This is a genomic window from Taibaiella lutea (assembly GCF_008629695.1).
Taxonomy (GTDB): domain Bacteria; phylum Bacteroidota; class Bacteroidia; order Chitinophagales; family Chitinophagaceae; genus Taibaiella; species Taibaiella lutea.
On record NZ_VWSH01000001.1, the window covers coordinates 885855 to 903408 of the forward strand.

The window sequence follows — 17554 nt, forward strand, 5'->3', positions numbered from 1 at the left end:
TCTTTTACAATCAATGTATGAGCGGCCCTGTTATAAACTAACAGGGCCGCTCATACATTTAAAGATTACTTATTGATATACAATTTTAAATGTCCACTTCTCCTTTCCGCTTCTTACTTCCAGAATATAAATCCCGGCAGAGAGCGCCATTTCATCCATATTGAAAATATATTTCCCCGAGAAAGTATGGTCTGTTATAGCACCTGTTTTAATGGACTGGCCCGTAATGTTTAATAATCTCCATTGCAAACCATCACCATATCCTTTAAACCATTCCAGATAAAGAAGTCCATTCCTTACAGGATTTGGATAAATATTTACAACACCGTTATATCCCGACCAGTCAAGGCTTCTGATAACGCTCAAGTGTTCGGTAGTATCCAGCATGGTATATTTTACCCTGTAATAAACAACAGCGCTGTTCAATTGAACCGTATCAATATAATTATAGGTACTTCCATTTTGATGAGAGGAATTTAAAGTCGCTATTGTTGTGAAATTCATATCCGGATCTGATCGTTGCAATTCATATTTAAAAGTACGGTCGTCGATACTTGAGCTCCACTGCAACTGCGCATAACGATTGCCATAATGTGATGCGGTAAAATTAAAAATGTTTGTATTCAGTGTTTGATCATGCGTCGGGCCTCCGTCATTAAACCAAAATTCCGAGAATGACTTAACCTTGGTTTCGGCATAATAACCAATGTCATAAGGCACCCATAGTATTTTATTCCTTGGTATAAAAGTGTAAACTCCTGTTGCATTATCGTTCAATGTGTTGTTTTCAATAGCAAGATTAGGATCACTATATTTGGTAATACCCAATTCCTGCACTTCCGTAACCTTATTGCAAGAATAACAAACCTGATCATTTCTGATAGTTTTCATAGCTTCATCCGGGACATAGAATCTCAACGTTACGCTGTCATTCGGTGCACTTTCGGTTTGAACTACAAAATTCTTTGGCAGGAAATATTGTGTGCTGTCGTTATTGATAAAATTATCATGCTTGTAATCCTGCACTTTTGTTGCACCAAGACCGGACGTACCATTTGCAATATGCATTCCAATATCATTGCCATTTAAGAAGTCTGCATTTTGGCCGGCAGCAATGTTTTGTGTAACAGGTTGCGGAAATTGTGCCTGATTAAAAATAGGATGAATCAGGTCGTAAACATGTATATCATCAATTGCCAGGCCTTCGTATTCCGTACCTTGATCTGAACGCAATACAAAACGAAATGAAACAACTGATTCATCATTCGGTAATGGAATAGTTGCTACATGCCAATAGGTTTCATCACGGTTTGTCCATGCCTGCGCAGAATCATTGCCATACCAGTTTGTTCCCTGGCCGGCGGCGCCCAGCTTAATCCAGGTATGCCCGTCATGACTATATTCAACATAAGCCTTGTCATAAATGGTTGTGCCGGGTTCTTCTAAATCCGCAGCCATATTAAAACTTAAAGTTGGTTTTGTCATTTGACTGATGTCAAAACACGGGCTGTACAGATAAGAAACTTCCTGTGCATTATAATTGCCTGCCAGCGTGGTTTTCCAGGCTTTAATGCCACTTGCCGCATGATCTATTTTGGGCGATGCGGGTGTTCCGTATTCCCAACTGTTATTATTGCCTTCAGCGTAATAAAATCCTTCATTCTGCTCAAAGGTTTCCAGATAAGGGAAAGTCGTTATGACAGGCTGATTCTTGATGGTGAAATTGATAATACTATCGTTCAATCTGTAAGTATCTGTCATTACGTTTACCCATGTTGAAAGCTGATAGGTACCATTAACTGACAAATCCATCGGTTGCAAAAAAGTATAGATCAATGTATCATTGCCCTGAATGGAATCCAGCATTTCCGTAACAACAGGATTATTATCCAATTTATAAGAAACAGCAATATTGTGAACCGTATTGTTTACACCGTTACCGATTGTAACTTTTAGCGGAACCTGCGAACTCAAACCACAATTGTAATGATAAACAGAATCAACCGAAATCATAGCAACATCATCTGTAACGAGATAAAGATTAAAATTGTCGATTGTTACACCATTTCCATAATAAGAAGATTCGATCCTTGAAGTATCGTATTGCGTAAATTTAATCTGCGTGCTGCTTGTAAAAGTCTGTCCTGCGGCTGCAAACAAATCAGAAAGCTGTATGGAACCTGAATGAAACACGGCGCCATAATTAACCGTATCAATCTGATAATCCAATAAATGAATCCACGGGTCACTATCACTGCCCCTTACCCATACACTATTGCCTGTATCAAATTTCGGAATGCCTGACATTACATAATCAAATTCACATCTGACTTCCCAATTTGCAGTATTATAATTACTTAAATTGAAAGTACCTGTAAGCGTGTTGTAACTGCTTCCTGCGATATCAGTCCTTTGGTTTCTGTTGTTATCCATGCTCATGGATTTAGAACCTGAAATAGTTACAGTGCTGCTTAAGAAATTTTTGAGGCGGCCATAAGGCTGGCTTTGCGTGAAGTCCCATTTTGTTTTTCCTGGCAATCCTGTTTTACCTGTTCCAACCAGACTTATATCTGTAGTTCCTTCAAAGCCTTCTGCATACCCGCCCGATAAATTCATGACAGGATTATCTATTTGCTGTACTTCGTAAGTCAAAGTATCATTGGCGTGAAGCGGGTCTGTTATGGCAAGATTGGTTACCGCCACTGTAATAGTATAAGTACCAACTGCAGAAAGATTCAGGTTGGCTACCGTTATTTGTCTGTTTCCTGCAGGATTTATAAGATCTGTATAGTTATTACTATTCCATGCTCCGTTATTTACTTTGTAAGAAATACGATAATTATTGGCAGTCTGATCATCCAGATTATTAATCAGAATAGTTAAAGGTTGTGAGGAAGAAAGTGCAGTACCTGTCAATATTCTTCCTGAATTGGGAGCAAGTATTTTTGCCATTCTCAGATCGCCATGATTAGCCGTACCAACACAATTACCGTCGGAAGGCGTACGGCTTTTGGCAACAGAACGCATACCGATATTTCCATTTGTAATAGCTGCAACTGCAACCCAATAAGTGCTGTCCGTATTAAGTCCGGTGAATGTATAAGTAGTTCCGGTAACTGTTTCGACCGGCACCATATCAAAACCTGTTTTTTTGAATATCCTGTATTGTGTTATTCCCGGAATTGCATTCCAATTCACCTTTATGGCACCGGGACATTGTTCATTAACAGCATTTAAAGCAAGGACAGGACGTCCTGTAAGTGTAAATGCCTTGCTTTGCGAGGTCTGGGCCGTGCTGTTACGGCTTATCTTTATTAAGCATTGAGCAGAGTTGATATTTGCGGCAGGAGTCCAGGTGTAATATCTTCTGTCTGCAGCAATGTTATTATTAATAACCTGCCAGTTTGCCCCGTTATCCTGCGAAAAAGAAAGCGTGAAAGTATTGACATCTTCTGAAGCTTCCCAATAAACCATCATGGAATCGCCACCCACCAAAGCTTCTCCTCCAAACGGATAATGCATGCTTACACCTGTAGGGGTAAAATCATAAGCAACGATATATTCCTGATTTATTTCGGGAACATTAAAGCCTTTAACCTTAATGGTATAATTTCCTGCCACAGGATTGTTTATCGTAACTTGTTCCACATTATTTCTATGATCGGTTTCGGGCACGGCAGGGACCTGAACCTGAGATGGTGTAGGGTCTAATACCAAAGGCAATTGCACATTATTTGCAGGATCCGTAACAGTCAAATCAAGGTCATTGATAAGCGTGGTTGCACTTAGCGGCGCCGCTGCCGGGTCATTCCAGTAAAGCATAATTTTCGCCTTCGATGTATTTGCAGGAATGTTCAGGTTATACGTTTTGACGATATTGGTGTTGATAGTATCGACCAAATATTGTGAGCTGTCCAGCATTGTCAATGAATGTCCTACATTCAGCTGACCAAAGCCGAATTTGAAATCAGGACCAACAGGCGGGAGATCTGTAGCGCCATTCATCAAAACTGTTTTTATCAACGCTCCTTTGGGATCCTGATTGGCATGTAACTGGCGATATCGCTGATACAGAAGACCCGCAGCACCGGCTACATTCGGAGTAGCCATACTTGTGCCGCCGTTAACGCCGTATGTATTATTTTCAATTGTTGCTACCAGAAGCCTGCCCACCGCAGAAATCTCAGGCTTTAACCTGCCGTCTTTAACAGGACCTTTTGACGAATAACTTAGCGTATTAATAGGTTCCTGTGCTTTATCTGTTCCGCCAACGGTCAATACATTTTTCGCAGTGGAAAAAGAACCCGTAATAGTTCCGAATCCGATGGGAAAAGGGCTGCAATTCCTTGTTCCGTCATTTGCAGCGGCAAAAACATGCAATACCGTAGGATTATCCACCAACTGCTGATCTGTAAATTGAGAATAGACATCATAAGTTCCCGCATAATTACAATCGCCCACTATATTTCCATAAGAATTGTTGGTGATAACCATATTAAAATCCTGCAGAAAATTAGTTGTATTAGCTATTACCTGACTAAAGAAATCAGAAACTATTAGACTCTTGTTTGCAAAGCCTTTGAATTTTTCATCTACAATACCATTGCCGCCGACAGTACCCGTTGTATGAAAAGCATGGTCATTACTATAAGCAGGATTGAATGCGGTTAGCCTGTCGGCATAATCAATATGTAATGGATCTGAATTATCGCCGACACCAATTCTTACACCATCTCCATGCAAGTCATAACCACCTAAAGCAATTGGTTGATGTGCAACTGCGCTATTGGTTAAACCGTTGGCTTCAAATAAAAGTGCTTGAGGTTTTAAAATGGGCATAATTGAGAGCGCAAAGTCCTGTGCCGCGAGCTCAGAAATTTTATTTGCCGGAATATTTACTTCCCATATATGCTGCTCTTTCCAGAGTTGTTCGGGAAGTAATTTACCATTGAATGGCGTCAAATAACTTTGAATCTGGTCGGCAGAAATATTTTTGAGAACAGAAAGAAGTATTTTTTTATTTTCGGTTGATGTAGCAATATCCGTAAGAAGCGGGCTTATTTTATCTAAAGCATTTATATCGGCCCAACTTTCAATGCCGTTTTTATCTAAAAACTGTTTATCAATTTTTCCTGAAATTGCGACAAAATAAATACCGGCCTGCGGGCTTGACTGAAGCTGTATTCCATTTGAAAGCAACAACGATTTATTAACGGGCTTATTGAATTTCAGATAAACCAAAACGGGCTTTTCTACGCTGCCCAACCCATTGACTTTATCAATAAGTCCCTGTAAATTCTGATGCAGCACAATATCCCTGTTATTATAAAAGAATGTACTTCCATTTTGACCTTGTGCAGAAAAAGGTGCGGAAAAAACAGAAAGCAAAACAATTAATAAAATGTAGATTTTCTGCATAGTTAAAAGCTTTAGAATTATGAAAATTACTACTAAAATTTAGAATTCTTTAATTGAGAAAAGTGTTTTTTTATTTAACTAATTTTTGCCAACGAAAGCCAATGGTTTTGTGTCTTATTAAAGGTATGTACTTAAATTTTGTTAATTTAAAAAAAAGAACCAAATAAACTAAAGGAATTAAAAAAATTCATATCTTGTTGCATAATTATCGGTAATTCATCACTCACTTCTTAAACAAATGAAATATGATCTTTAATCGTACGTATCGTTACAACACGCCATTGTCTATGGAAGATATCAAGCAACGTCTATTGGGTCAACATATACAGGTACATCACATGGATTTTGAGATTACTGAAAAAGAAAAGATGTTGAAAATCATTCCTCATGCAGAAGAAGCCAGTGGTATTAAAACTTTACCAATTACTCACGTTGAAATGCAGGGTTTAGGTGCTTCGGGTACTAAAGTTATTGTAAGTTCGAAGCCCAGAAGAATTGATGTAGGCGGGCCTTACCTGATTGTTATATTCTGTTTGTTTTGCATACTGGGCGCAAGTGGTTTTTATATTATTAATCCAAGTGAAAGTTACTGGCCTTCTCTGGCGATGGTTGCGGTAGGAGTGATTATTTTTATCATCTTCTGGCTCAGGATGGAAGCAGGTTATTTTGATTATACCAGGAAAATAAGAGACTTTATAAAACATAATGCCAAATAGCTATAAACGAATAAGCCGACAAACAAATGTTTGTCGGCTTATTCGTTTATAAAGCACTACTTAAAACTACAATCCGGCAACTCTTTAATGCATAGGCATTTTTCCATGAAGTGTCTGTGATTATTCTCCGTAATTATAGGAACGGGTTACAATAGCGGTTAAAACATCATTGGTAAATATTTCTTTCCTTGTCCAGTTATCGTGTGTGTCGTAAGTATATCTGTTTTCTACATTTGCCTGCTCCAATCCCAAATATATCTTCTCTTTGATTTTATTCTGATGTGTGTCATATTGGTACTGAAAATAAGCAGTAACCGTACGGCCGCTATCCACCACACTTTGTTCTAAAATATTACCTGAAGGATCTTTAAGCAATGTCATACCGCCTCTAAGTGTTCCATTCCCATCAACTACGGCATAGCTTTCATCAAAGTTGCCATCCTTATTTTCTTTATAGGAAAAACGCCGTGTTTCTGTATTCCGGAATTCTTTGTCGTAATATTCCCATTCAGAAATCCTGTCCTCTTTGTATTTAAGCTTAATCATTGCAATAGCAAAATTGCCTTTGTCCTTTTTACGGATGGTAAAAACCTTTTTGCCTTTATATACATAAGTCATTTTGTAATCCACTCCGCCATTAACATCAAACGAACGATAATAATCCAAAAGACCTTTACGGAGGTAATGAAATTCAAAAGAGTCGGCAGGTTTATTCTCAGAAATATTTCTGATGCCAATTAACTTATCATTCTTATAATAAAACACACGCATGCTGTCCTTCATCTTGTTGCGTTTCACATCTACAAGAGAACTTGTTTTGAGATTTAAAATATTGCCGTTAATGTCGAAGGTTGCTTCCTCTGAACGAACAATGATAAATTTATCATCGAGCTTTATGGTTCCTATAGTATTGTAAATAGCCGTATCCTTTGTCAAAACATATTTTTGTTCTTTCATCCCTATGACATTACCATTTAATTTCAGCATCTTCCTGTTTTGAGAGACAGGCAAAAGATCATATTCATCGGCATGAATAACCGAGACAGAAAGGCATGCAATAAGAATAAAAAAGATGCTCCGAAGGAAAGTTATTGGTTTGATTTGCATAGGCTACTTAACGGCAAAACCTTGTTTTGTTGTATTCAAAGCTAAATAAAATTATTCAGGCATGCATTACACAAAATACAATAGCTTAAACGCATCTTAAAAATCAGAGTGTAAGCCACCAGGGTATTTTTTTCGGATCGCCCCACTCTCCCCAATCTTTTGTGCCGTTTTTAACTTCAGCAATCATTGCGGAAACAGATGCCTTTTTGCTTTTCTTTTCAGGTTTAAATGGTGCTACTTCCTGTGGCAGCGCTTCTACATTGGTGGCAAACCAAGTAGTATATAATCTGGGAATTGCAATGCCCAGAATCATGCCGGGCAATCCGTTAAAACTTTCCGGGCCTCCGGTTACCATAATTTCATCGCAATAAAATGCAACGATTACAACACTGTCGCAAATGCGTGTAACGGCTTTACGGCAAGGATATCCGGCAATGGTGCGCATTTCATTTACAATCTTCCACTGAAACGCAGGAATCGAATCTTCAATCAGGTAATTGTTTTCAAAAACCCTCTTTGCGGCCGTATAAGTTCCCGTTTTAAAATCGGTATAAACCATGTTTTCAGTAGCTACTTTGGCCCAATCCATTTTCCAACCACCGACCTCTTGTTCTTTCTCAAATTTGTAAACAGAAGCTTCTTTGTTAAATGTCAGGGTAAAATCAGAAATGGTAAACTGTGCCAGCTCCTTGATATGTTCTTTTACCCATTCATTACCTTCTTCGGTTTGTTTGCTTTGCCGCAAATTGGTTTTGCGTTCATAAGTAATTTTTCCCTGTGTCAGGAATTGACCGGAGGAATAATAAGCAAGACATAAAAATAAGAGGAGCAATGATATATTTTTCATCGGATTTATTTGAGTTTAAACTTCTTAATTATCTATTTCAATAACATTGTCAGCCGCAGGAGCACTGCCACCAACCTTTGTAAAGTTCCAGATAATGCTGAACATAGCATATCTTCTTATGGTGTTATAGGTCCTTTCGGAAACATAAGTTGCCGTGTTATATCTGCTGTATCCTACATTCTGATTCAACAAGTCATTTACATAAGCTTTCAGTTCCAGCGATCTGTCTTTCAGGAAGAACCTGCTTAATGACAGATTCCAGAGAAACCTGTTATTATTGGTTTCAGCCGGGTTCAGCTTCTGACGAAGGTTTAAGGTCATCTCGGAGCCAAACCTGAATTTATACGGAAGACTGATGTGGAAATTCAAGGTCTGATCAAATTGCCAATATTTGGTAGTTATATCCGGACGGATGGATGATTTGCTGAGATTGTAACCAGGCGAAAAGTTATAATCAAAATCCAGCGTAGTGTCTTTGTTGTATCTCACACCCAGATTCGGTGTAAAACTTAATCTGTTATTTACGTTCGGAAGGCCGTTAATAAAATTATTATCATGGTTATAATCTCCGTTAATGCCTGCATTTACTTCAACATCTTTTATTTTTCTGCTTCCGCCCGACCAGATGCCACCGTAATAATTACCATTTACGTTTACAAACTGAGTGACGCTCCGGCCATTATTATCCACGAATTGCTTATTGCTGATAGAATTTTGAATGACGTGAAAATAACTGCCGAAATACAAGTATTGTGAACTCAGCATTTTATAGGTATTATAGTTTACATTGAAGCCGTGGTCATAAGCCTGTTTCAAATCAGGATTACCAATAGTAATGTTCAACGGATCGGTGTTATTGCGCAATGGTTGTAATTGAGTAAGATTGGGTTGTATTGCTTTGCCATTATACCGGAATGAAATAGAAGTATTCTGGCTTTTGGAATACCTGAAACTGGCTTTGGGCAGTACATTGAAATAAGAATAATGATAGGTCGTATCAAACAATTTATCTTCCTGCGTAAAATGCGTTTCAGAAAGATTGACGCCAATACCGGCATTTATCTTCTTGGTATTATACCTGAGTCCTGCGCCGCCTAAATGCTGATTGACATTTACCAGATAATGGCTGCTATAAAAAGGATTAAAGACATCGGTATAGTTTCCGTTATCCTGGTTAATATCATAAGAGTTGTTGGCCGCATCATTATGATTCAGGTTATAATTGTAATTGAACTGAAGGTTCAGTTTATCGGTTAACGGCTCCGTATAAGTCAGGCTTAATTTACCTGTAATATTGGTATTAGTATCCGATTTGCGCTGATTAATGGAATAGCTGCTATCAATAGAAAATAAATTATAGGCGGACTGTAAAGTACCATTATTGCGGCTGTCTGTCCAGGAGCCGGTGAAGTCTGCCGTAAAAGTCCTGCCTTTTTTCTTAAATCTTTTTTTATACAGCAAATCTGCATTAAGCAATTTCTTTGATCCATCTTTTTCCTGAGCAGTGGTATTGTTGTTAATCAAAGTACCGCCTGCATCCATCGATTCGCTGACATTCCGGTTAAGGCTTTGCGTATTGTTATAACCGCCTGAAAGGTCCAGTTTAAGGGAAGATGATGTGTCAATCCAATATTCGGTTGACACTCTCACATTATGCCTGACAGCAATGTTCCGGTTACTGGATTGCTGCTTATTGAAATATTGTGTATCGGGCAAAATATATTGTGAAGTAACATTTTCAAGTCCTTCATTCATTTTCTTTGAAAACTTATAATTACTGTTGAAAATCAAAGAATCGTTCAGCCATTTATTATTGTATAATGCGCCGCCCACCCAGGCTTTGGGTAAACCTGTTCCTCTGTATTCCCCTCCCCAGTCCTCATCATCGGTGGTGTAGGTCGAGTAAAAATTTCCATCATCATCTTCTGTAAAGGTACCTCCGCCGCCACCATACTTACTCTGTTCTTCCCAACCTAATCCATTTGTATTTGTATTGGACATGATGCCGTAAGCTGCAATTTTCTGCTTGCCTTTGAAAGCATTTATCATCGCTTCGTTTTCAAAATAACCCGGCAATCCCCCACCTAACTGCGCTTTACCAAAATAGCCTTTCTTGGCATTTTCCTTTAATTGCAAATTGATTGTTTTGATACGTTCTCCATCATCTACACCGGAGAAAGTAGCCTGATCGCTTTTCTTGTCAAAGACCTGTACCTTATCAATAGCGCTTGCCCTTAAAGTTTTTGAAACAATGGCAGGATCATCACTGAAGAATTCCTCGCCATCTACAGTCATTTTTTTCACTTCCTGACCATACGCTTTTATCTTACCATCCTTACCTATTTCAATGCCCGGCAGCTTTTTAAGCAATTCGTCCACATTGTCGAAGGCGCGGGTTTTAAAACTGTCGGCGTTATATTCGATTGTATCGCCTTTTATTACAATGGCTCTTGCATCTGTAATGATCACTTCATTCAGCATCTGTTTCTTTGAAGTCATCATAATCGTCCCGACATCGGCATTTGCTTTATCTACGTCGATAATATCAATATAGGTAGCAAATGAAGGATGGGAAATCAAGAGTAAATATTTTCCTGCTGCATTTACTTTCAGTTCAAACCTGCCGTTTTCATCTGTCCTCGTAAAGGTTTGTAAAACGGAATCGGATGCATTTAATGCGGATACAGATGCATAACCTGTATTGGTAAGATTAATGGTATCTGCAAGAACTCCTGTAATGCTGAAGTTCTTTGTTGTAACCTGCTGAGGATTATTTTGTGCGACAACATTGGTTGTAGTAAATACACAAAACAATATAAAAAACAAGTAAAGCAATCTATTCATGTAATGGTGATTAAGGGAATAAACGTCTAACATACAATAATTTAGAAGACAATCCGCTTTTGGCGCCATAGTTTATTTCAGCAATGTTTATTTACAGGTTGTTGAAATGAATTATGTTATGAAGTCTAATATTTGCAATTAATTAAAACAAAAAACGCAATACATAAAAAAGTATTGCGTTTGTCCTGAAAAATATTTTTGCGTTCCTGTCTGTTTAATTGGTGACAGTACTATCGGCATTTGAAGGCATATCTTTATTCATACGTTGCTGGCGCTGTTCTTCCATTTTCCTGATATTTCTTTCCCTTATTTTTTCCTGGCTCCTGAATAAATCAAACAAACCATTGAATGATTTTCTGTAACTCAAGCCTATACCCTGCCTTGCCACCAACTGAGAGTTCAAGGCATCGAAATCGCTTGTACGGAAGACATTGAAACGTATCCTTCCATCTTCGGTCAATAAGTATTGCGCCCTGAAATCGCCCGCAAAATTGCCCACCAATTCATTGTTTGAAGTCCCTGTATTACGTCCCCAGTCATACACGCCACCAACTTCCACTACCAATCTGTTCTTCAGAAAATTCTTACGAAGGTTAAGACCGGCTTCATTTCTGTTAATAAAGTTAGCGTTCAGCGCATTGTCGCTTAAAGTGTAATACTTATACTTCACACCGATGGACAAATCCTGCATTCCCAGAATTTTGTTGGCAAAATTGGTAAACTGCGCAGAAGCAGCCGACGAAGCCAGCTCACTCATATTGTTAATCACACCTGCTGTTGCCGTATTGTTGTTGATACCTTCGGGCGGCACAAATTGCTCCAGTAACAAAAGCGAGGCCACTTGCGTATAAAGCTGTTTATCGTCTGCATTAATTCGCTGTAACTTCTGATAAGCATAAGTACCCACCGAACGGTTCTCTGCCAAATCAATCCTGAAGCGGAACTCAGGTTCTTTTAAAGAGCCTCTCATGTTCATGTTCACATTAACCATCTGCATTATCTGGGCATCCCTGATTTCAGCGCTGGAAAGATTAACCCTATCCACTTCATCCATAATCAAATCGTACAGACGGGCTTTTATCTGCGCATAAGCCGATACATCGAGATCTGCATTCGCAATATCGCCATTCCATTTTATGACGCTGTTCGGATTGATTATAAATTGCTGCTGATAATTCAGAACGGTCAGTTGCTTGAATGCGTAATCATATTTCCCTTCATCGATAATATAATTACCGTTCATGCGCATATCGCCTTCAGAAGGGATTTCAAGGATGATGTTGCCGCTGCCTTTTGCCCATATCTGCTCTTTTGTATTCGGATCTATAATAATGGTGGTTTCCAGATCGGGCGTAGCTATCGCATCTATACGGATGTTGAATTTGTTTTTGCTTTTGATAACGGGATGCTGCGATTCGCCATATTGTTTGAAATGAATATAGTCGTATTCACCCACATCATTGCCATAAACAATGGGGATGAACAAATGGGAATTACGTTGAGGCGTAGCAAATATATTAAGATTAAGGTTATTGGCAGGGCCGGAAAGCCTTAGCTGCACAGATGCCTTTACATCGCCGTAAAAATTTTCGTTCTGATAATCTTTAAGGTCAACCACCTTAATATTATCACTGCGCATGTTAAGCCTGAAATTAAAATTGCTGAGCCTTGTATGCAGGATGCTTCCTGCCATGATGCCTTCATTGCCTTCATCATCTTTTACATGAATGGAGCCGAAGTCAAATTTGGAATCGGTAACATTGATAACCGCTTCGGGAATAGTATAATGCACGCCGGTAATATCAGGCACAAAGCCAATCTTGTTTAAAGTAAGGCTTCCGGTAGTTACAGGATCAAAAGCATTTCCTTTAATGGAAATTTCCCCGTCAATTTCTCCGGTCAGCTGATGCACATAACCTGCAAGGAAAGGCTCGGCCCATTTCACTGCGGCATGGTCAAGATGTATGGTTGCGTCAATATTTTCGTGCGATTCTTTTTTAAGGCTGTAAGTGCCTTCCAAAGCAGCTCTTGAATCTTTATAAGACAGGCCGCTGCCTTCTTTCAATGTGATAAGGGAGTTGGAAACATCAAAAGAACCGGCAGCGCGTACTTCGCCTAAAGTGTCGCTGTTCATCCTGAGATTTGAAGCGGACATATCAAAGGAGACCATTTGATCTTTCAATAAATTATCGACCTCAATATCACCATTTATCCGCCCATCCACGTAGGTGTTCTCCAATCCGAGGATGCGGTTCAGCGGTGCTATGTCGAAGTTCCTGATATGAGCTACGATACTGTTGCCCGCTCCTTCTCCGTCTGCATTGATATGCAGGCTCTGAATACCTGATTCAAGCTCCAGGTTATTTATGCTGACATAATTCTTTGCAAATACAACCTGATTGCCCTGGAGGATATTCCATTTGTCATTATTGATATAAAACTGGGAGGGCTTGAAATTGACATAAAAGCTATCGTTATTTGCAAAGGCGGTACCGTTTATCTCTGCGCTGCCAAGCGTTGTAGGTGTTGTGGTAGATAACTGAAAGATGGCGGAATCCCTGAAAATATTTGTCTGAAACTGAATGGTAGAGGCCAGATCCTGGTCATTGGCTTTTAAACCGTTGGCTTCCATATTCAGGCTTAAGCCTGTAAAGGTTCCGGTGCTGTTAATGACAATATTATTCAGCCTGAAAGCGCCGTAATTAAAAGAGGGCACTGTTCCGGTAAAAGAAAGCTGCTGATGCGGCATGTCCATCGCACCGGTGAAACGGGCGCCTGTACCAAGCTGTATCTTTTTATTGAAAAGCGCAATCAAATCATTGGAAGAGCGCATGTCTATTTCAAACTGTAAATCCTGCGTCTGGTTTACATGCACAGGTGTTTTTACATATTCGGGCAAATAATAAGACAGGAACATCTGAGCCGAGGCGGGAAGATCCAGTAAGGAGAATTTTCCGGTTACCTTTCCGTTCAGTTCATTAGATGTCAGTAAAAGCTCTTTATAACCGCCCTCATTGACACGGGAAACCAGTGTTACGGAATCAATGTTTAAGGGAATGCCATTCTGTGTTATCTGCAGATTAAAAAGCTGGGCGGTCCCGACGAAATTATCAATATTGTTGCCTTCAAAGTCAAGCTGCATTTCGCCCGCCGCATAAATGGAATCGTCTGACAATCCTATTGCTTTTATGTCTGCGTATTTTACATTGGCATACATATCAAAGGCAGGCTGCGCTTTCGAGAAATCTATTTTACCGTCAAAGCCCAGTTTCAGGTTGGGGTCATCGGACTTTAGGGTACCGTCAAATTTTTTGGAGGCCAGCAAGCCATCTATACTTATGTCGTGGTAATTATAACCGTTTATATAGGCAGCATGGACTTTTCCTTTAATATCGACAGAAGCGTAATCGGCATTAAAACCTTTACCGGCAATTGTTGCGTCCATCGTTATTTTACCGAATATTTCCTGCTTCAAAAGCCTTCCGATATCAAAACCGGCACTAGAAACCGTGCCGCTGTAAGTGCTTTGCAGTCCGTAAGGGAGTTTCATGCGGACGTCTGCGGTTATGTTCCCGAGGTTGGATGTAATGGTTCCTTTGGTTTTAAAATCGGAAATGAATCCGATAAAGCTTCCTTTGAATATTACGGATTGCAATGCTTTCAAATCAATGGCATCCTGCGTGCGCAAGCCGGGGGAATATACATATGCAGCTAATCCTGAGGTCCGGATTTCGCCATTCTGATAATCCATAAAGGTAGCATCGATATCCGGCAGCCCTTTCATAGACAGATTGCCTGAAAACTTTGTAAAGCCATCGTCCAGTTTCAGGTCGGTCATGTGGAGGTTGTCTACCGTACCGGTGCCTTTTCCTGAAACGATTACGGATAAGTTTTTATACTGTTCCAATGCAGGCGCGAAATAGGCAATGTCCTGAATGCCTACTTCCGATTTGTTCAGATGCCCCACCATCACGACTTTGGTGATATAATCTTCAAAATCGGGAAAGCGGCGGTATTTCATGGCGTAATAATCACCTATGTTGCTATTACCGGTAATCAGCTGCAGGTTGCGGCATTCTGAAATGCGTGGCGATACTTTGACTTTTGCGGCCAATTTCTTAATTACAAAACCACATCTTTCCCGGCCGCTTAAATGATTGAGGTCGGCAGTTAAGGTATCGCCTGTTATGGCAATGTTTTTTATTGCAACATCAATTCCGGTAACATCCATGTGATAGGGATCGAAATAACCCGCGGGGGCTTTCGTATCGGGATCTTCGAGGAAGAAACGGCTGTTTTCGAGTTTTACCGCATCTATATTTACTTTCCAATGCCCGGGATTAAAAGGGGTAGTATCTATAACGGGCACTTTATTGCTTTTGGGATGCGGGGGGCGTCCGCCTTTATAGTCGCGCAAGCCAAATAAAACATTCTTCCCTGAAATGGTATTGATGTCTATAATCTGCTTTTTAAAATCCACTTTACGCGCATCGATACTGAAACGCTGCACTGCACCCAGCATATCGCTTCCTGCCCAGGCATCAATCATGGCGTACCTGACATTAACGAGGTCAACGTTTCTTAAATCAATATCAAAGGTGGTATTGCCTTTTTTGGAAGGGGCTGAAGATTTAGAAGCAAAGGCATCTATAACAAACTGATAGTTCCAGACGTCCGATGTGCGGGTACGGTACATTTTTACATTTGCATCTTTCAGCCCGATATAGGATATAACAGGATGTTTCTTAAAAAAGAACCAGTCGGTTATTTTTACGGACGCTTCGCCTGCATATAATAAGGTGTCTTTCTGCCGGTCTTCGATATATAATTGCTCCAGCTGAAATTCATTGAAGAGGGATATGCGTACGCTTTTAAGGCTTACTTTGGTTTTTAGCTTGTCGGAAAGTACTGCGACCGCTTTCTGCGCTATAAAATTCTGGACGGGTTTGAGGTTTACCAATATCACCAATAAAATGAGGATAGCGGCAAACACCAGGAGTATGTTTCTTAATATTTTAAAAAAACGCTTCAGCGGCAGGTATGTTTAGGGGCAAAGATAGCGTATTAGCCCGTTTACAAATGCTAAAATTAGGAAGATGACATTACCTAACTCGTTAATAACATGAAAAATAGCTTTTGCCTGGTGGATAATGACGGGCATTTTTATTGAATTTGGCAAAGACTGAAATTGTATATTTGCAACCTTATGCCATTAACTAATTTCAACCACATAGATACATAGTTCATTTTTTGTATAAAGAAAGCAATAGTTGCACATAGCAAAGCTTCGCTTATGGTTTAAGTTAATGACATTATTCACTACTAATAAAAATTTAAAATGACTGCTTTACAGACTATTCTTGAAATCCTTAAATATATCATTCCTGCAATCATAGTCCTGATTGCTACTTCCACTATTGTCAGAAAGTTTTTGGTGAACGAAACGGAGCGCAAACGCCTTTCCATATTCCAGCAGGGCATGGACACTACATTGCGCCTGCGCTTACAGGCTTATGAAAGACTGGCGCTTTATATGGAACGCATCCATCCGAGGGTATTGATTCCGAGAATGTATGAAACGGGTATGACGACACGCGATTTACAAACGGCTCTGATACAATCTATTAAAATGGAATATGAGCATAATCTTTCCCAACAGATATATGTGTCGGCGCAGGTATGGAAAACGGTTCAGAGTGTGAAGGAGCAGGAGATGGCTATGATAAATCAGGTGGCAGGTTTGCTGAATCCTGATAGCTCTGCAAAGGAGCTGCATCAGAAAATGATTGATTTTATTATCTCGAATGAAAATGATCTTCCATCAGAGGTGGCGCTTGAGGTGATTAATAACGAGGCTAAGCTTGTGCTGAGCCAGCAAGGGTAAATCATAGGAAAAACATATAATATATCTTGATAGCGATGGGTTTTACCTGTCGCTGTTTTATTTTGTGCTATCAGGGTTGTTTTTATGTGTCCCACACTTTTGAGGTGTGGGACACATAACAAGGTGTGGCAATTGAGACGATGGGTGATAATTGACACGATGGGTTGCACCCATCGCTATTCTATTTCGTCCTTTCAGGGCTGTCTTTCAGTCCGCTCCAATCAGCTATTGCTGTATGCTCTAAATCTGTTTAAACAATTTGCTTTACACTCTCATACATCTGCAGCATGAGCTTCCATCTGTGGCAAATAAGTTTCCATCTATGGCAAATTATTATGCATCTGTAGCAAATGAGTTTCCATGTGTGACAAATTATTGTGCATCTGTGACAAATGAGTTTCCATGTGTAGCAAATGAGTTTCCATCTATGGCAAATAAGTTTCCATCTGTGGCAAATTATTATGCATCTGTGGCAAATGAGTTTCCATGTGTGGCAAATTATTGTGCATCTGTAGCAAATGAGTTTGCATGTGTGACAAATGAGTTTCCATCCATAGTCATGATTTCAATTCTAAATAATTCCCTGTGTATCTATTCTTCAAACAGGACAAGTTGTGGTTTAATGAAACACATAGATAGATAGGATTAAGGTTTATAAAAAGAAAACAGTAGCTCCGGATAGCAAAGCTTCGCTTTGAGGCTTAAGAATAGCGATGGGTTTTACCCATCGTTGTTTTA

8 protein-coding genes are annotated in these 17554 nt (G+C 39.6%); 3 read left to right on the forward strand and 5 right to left on the reverse strand.

The window, feature by feature from the left end:
- Positions 1 to 69: 69 nt before the first annotated feature.
- A complete protein-coding gene (locus tag F0919_RS03790) occupies positions 70 to 5418 on the reverse strand; it encodes a S8 family peptidase (RefSeq protein WP_150031379.1) in 5349 nt (1782 codons plus the stop codon).
- Between the two features lie 245 nt (positions 5419 to 5663).
- Between F0919_RS03790 and F0919_RS03795 the strand changes: the two genes are divergently transcribed.
- On the forward strand, positions 5664 to 6134 hold the full coding sequence (locus F0919_RS03795) for a hypothetical protein (protein ID WP_150031380.1): 471 nt from the start codon (positions 5664 to 5666) through the stop codon (positions 6132 to 6134).
- 120 nt (positions 6135 to 6254) lie between these two features.
- Here the strand turns inward: F0919_RS03795 and F0919_RS03800 are convergent, their stop codons facing one another.
- The 4 genes from F0919_RS03800 to F0919_RS03815 form a co-directional block, all read right to left on the reverse strand.
- Positions 6255 to 7121, reverse strand: coding sequence for a hypothetical protein (locus tag F0919_RS03800; RefSeq protein ID WP_150031381.1), 867 nt, complete (start codon positions 7119 to 7121; stop codon positions 6255 to 6257).
- Positions 7122 to 7344: 223 nt separating this feature from the next.
- The gene (locus tag F0919_RS03805; protein ID WP_150031382.1) at positions 7345 to 8088 is read right to left on the reverse strand and encodes a GLPGLI family protein; all 744 of its coding nucleotides are present in this window, start codon (positions 8086 to 8088) and stop codon (positions 7345 to 7347) included.
- Between the two features lie 24 nt (positions 8089 to 8112).
- The gene (locus tag F0919_RS03810; RefSeq protein ID WP_190277248.1) at positions 8113 to 10932 is read right to left on the reverse strand and encodes an outer membrane beta-barrel protein; all 2820 of its coding nucleotides are present in this window, start codon (positions 10930 to 10932) and stop codon (positions 8113 to 8115) included.
- 214 nt (positions 10933 to 11146) lie between these two features.
- Positions 11147 to 15925: a translocation/assembly module TamB domain-containing protein gene (locus F0919_RS03815; RefSeq protein ID WP_150031384.1), complete on the reverse strand. Its 4779-nt coding sequence runs from the start codon at positions 15923 to 15925 to the stop codon at positions 11147 to 11149.
- A gap of 345 nt (positions 15926 to 16270) precedes the next feature.
- On the opposite strand from F0919_RS03815, the gene F0919_RS03820 reads away from it, so the two are divergent.
- Positions 16271 to 16816 carry a DUF7935 family protein gene (locus F0919_RS03820; protein ID WP_150031385.1) on the forward strand — a complete coding sequence of 182 codons (546 nt, stop codon included), beginning with the start codon at positions 16271 to 16273 and terminating at the stop codon, positions 16814 to 16816.
- Positions 16817 to 17138: 322 nt separating this feature from the next.
- Complete coding sequence (locus F0919_RS03825; RefSeq protein WP_150031386.1) at positions 17139 to 17459, forward strand: hypothetical protein; 321 nt, start codon at positions 17139 to 17141, stop codon at positions 17457 to 17459.
- The last annotated feature ends 95 nt before the right edge of the window (positions 17460 to 17554 follow it).

Excerpts from the sequence above, each read along its gene's own strand:
- F0919_RS03790 (WP_150031379.1), bottom strand. The coding sequence starts at position 5,418 with ATGCAGAAAATCTACATTTTATTAATTGTTTTGCTTTCTGTTTTTTCC.
- F0919_RS03795 (WP_150031380.1), top strand. The coding sequence starts at position 5,664 with ATGATCTTTAATCGTACGTATCGTTACAACACGCCATTGTCTATGGAA.
- F0919_RS03800 (WP_150031381.1), bottom strand. The coding sequence starts at position 7,121 with ATGCTGAAATTAAATGGTAATGTCATAGGGATGAAAGAACAAAAATAT.
- F0919_RS03805 (WP_150031382.1), bottom strand. The coding sequence starts at position 8,088 with ATGAAAAATATATCATTGCTCCTCTTATTTTTATGTCTTGCTTATTAT.
- F0919_RS03810 (WP_190277248.1), bottom strand. The coding sequence starts at position 10,932 with ATGAATAGATTGCTTTACTTGTTTTTTATATTGTTTTGTGTATTTACT.
- F0919_RS03820 (WP_150031385.1), top strand. The coding sequence starts at position 16,271 with ATGACTGCTTTACAGACTATTCTTGAAATCCTTAAATATATCATTCCT.
- F0919_RS03825 (WP_150031386.1), top strand. The coding sequence starts at position 17,139 with ATGGCAAATTATTATGCATCTGTAGCAAATGAGTTTCCATGTGTGACA.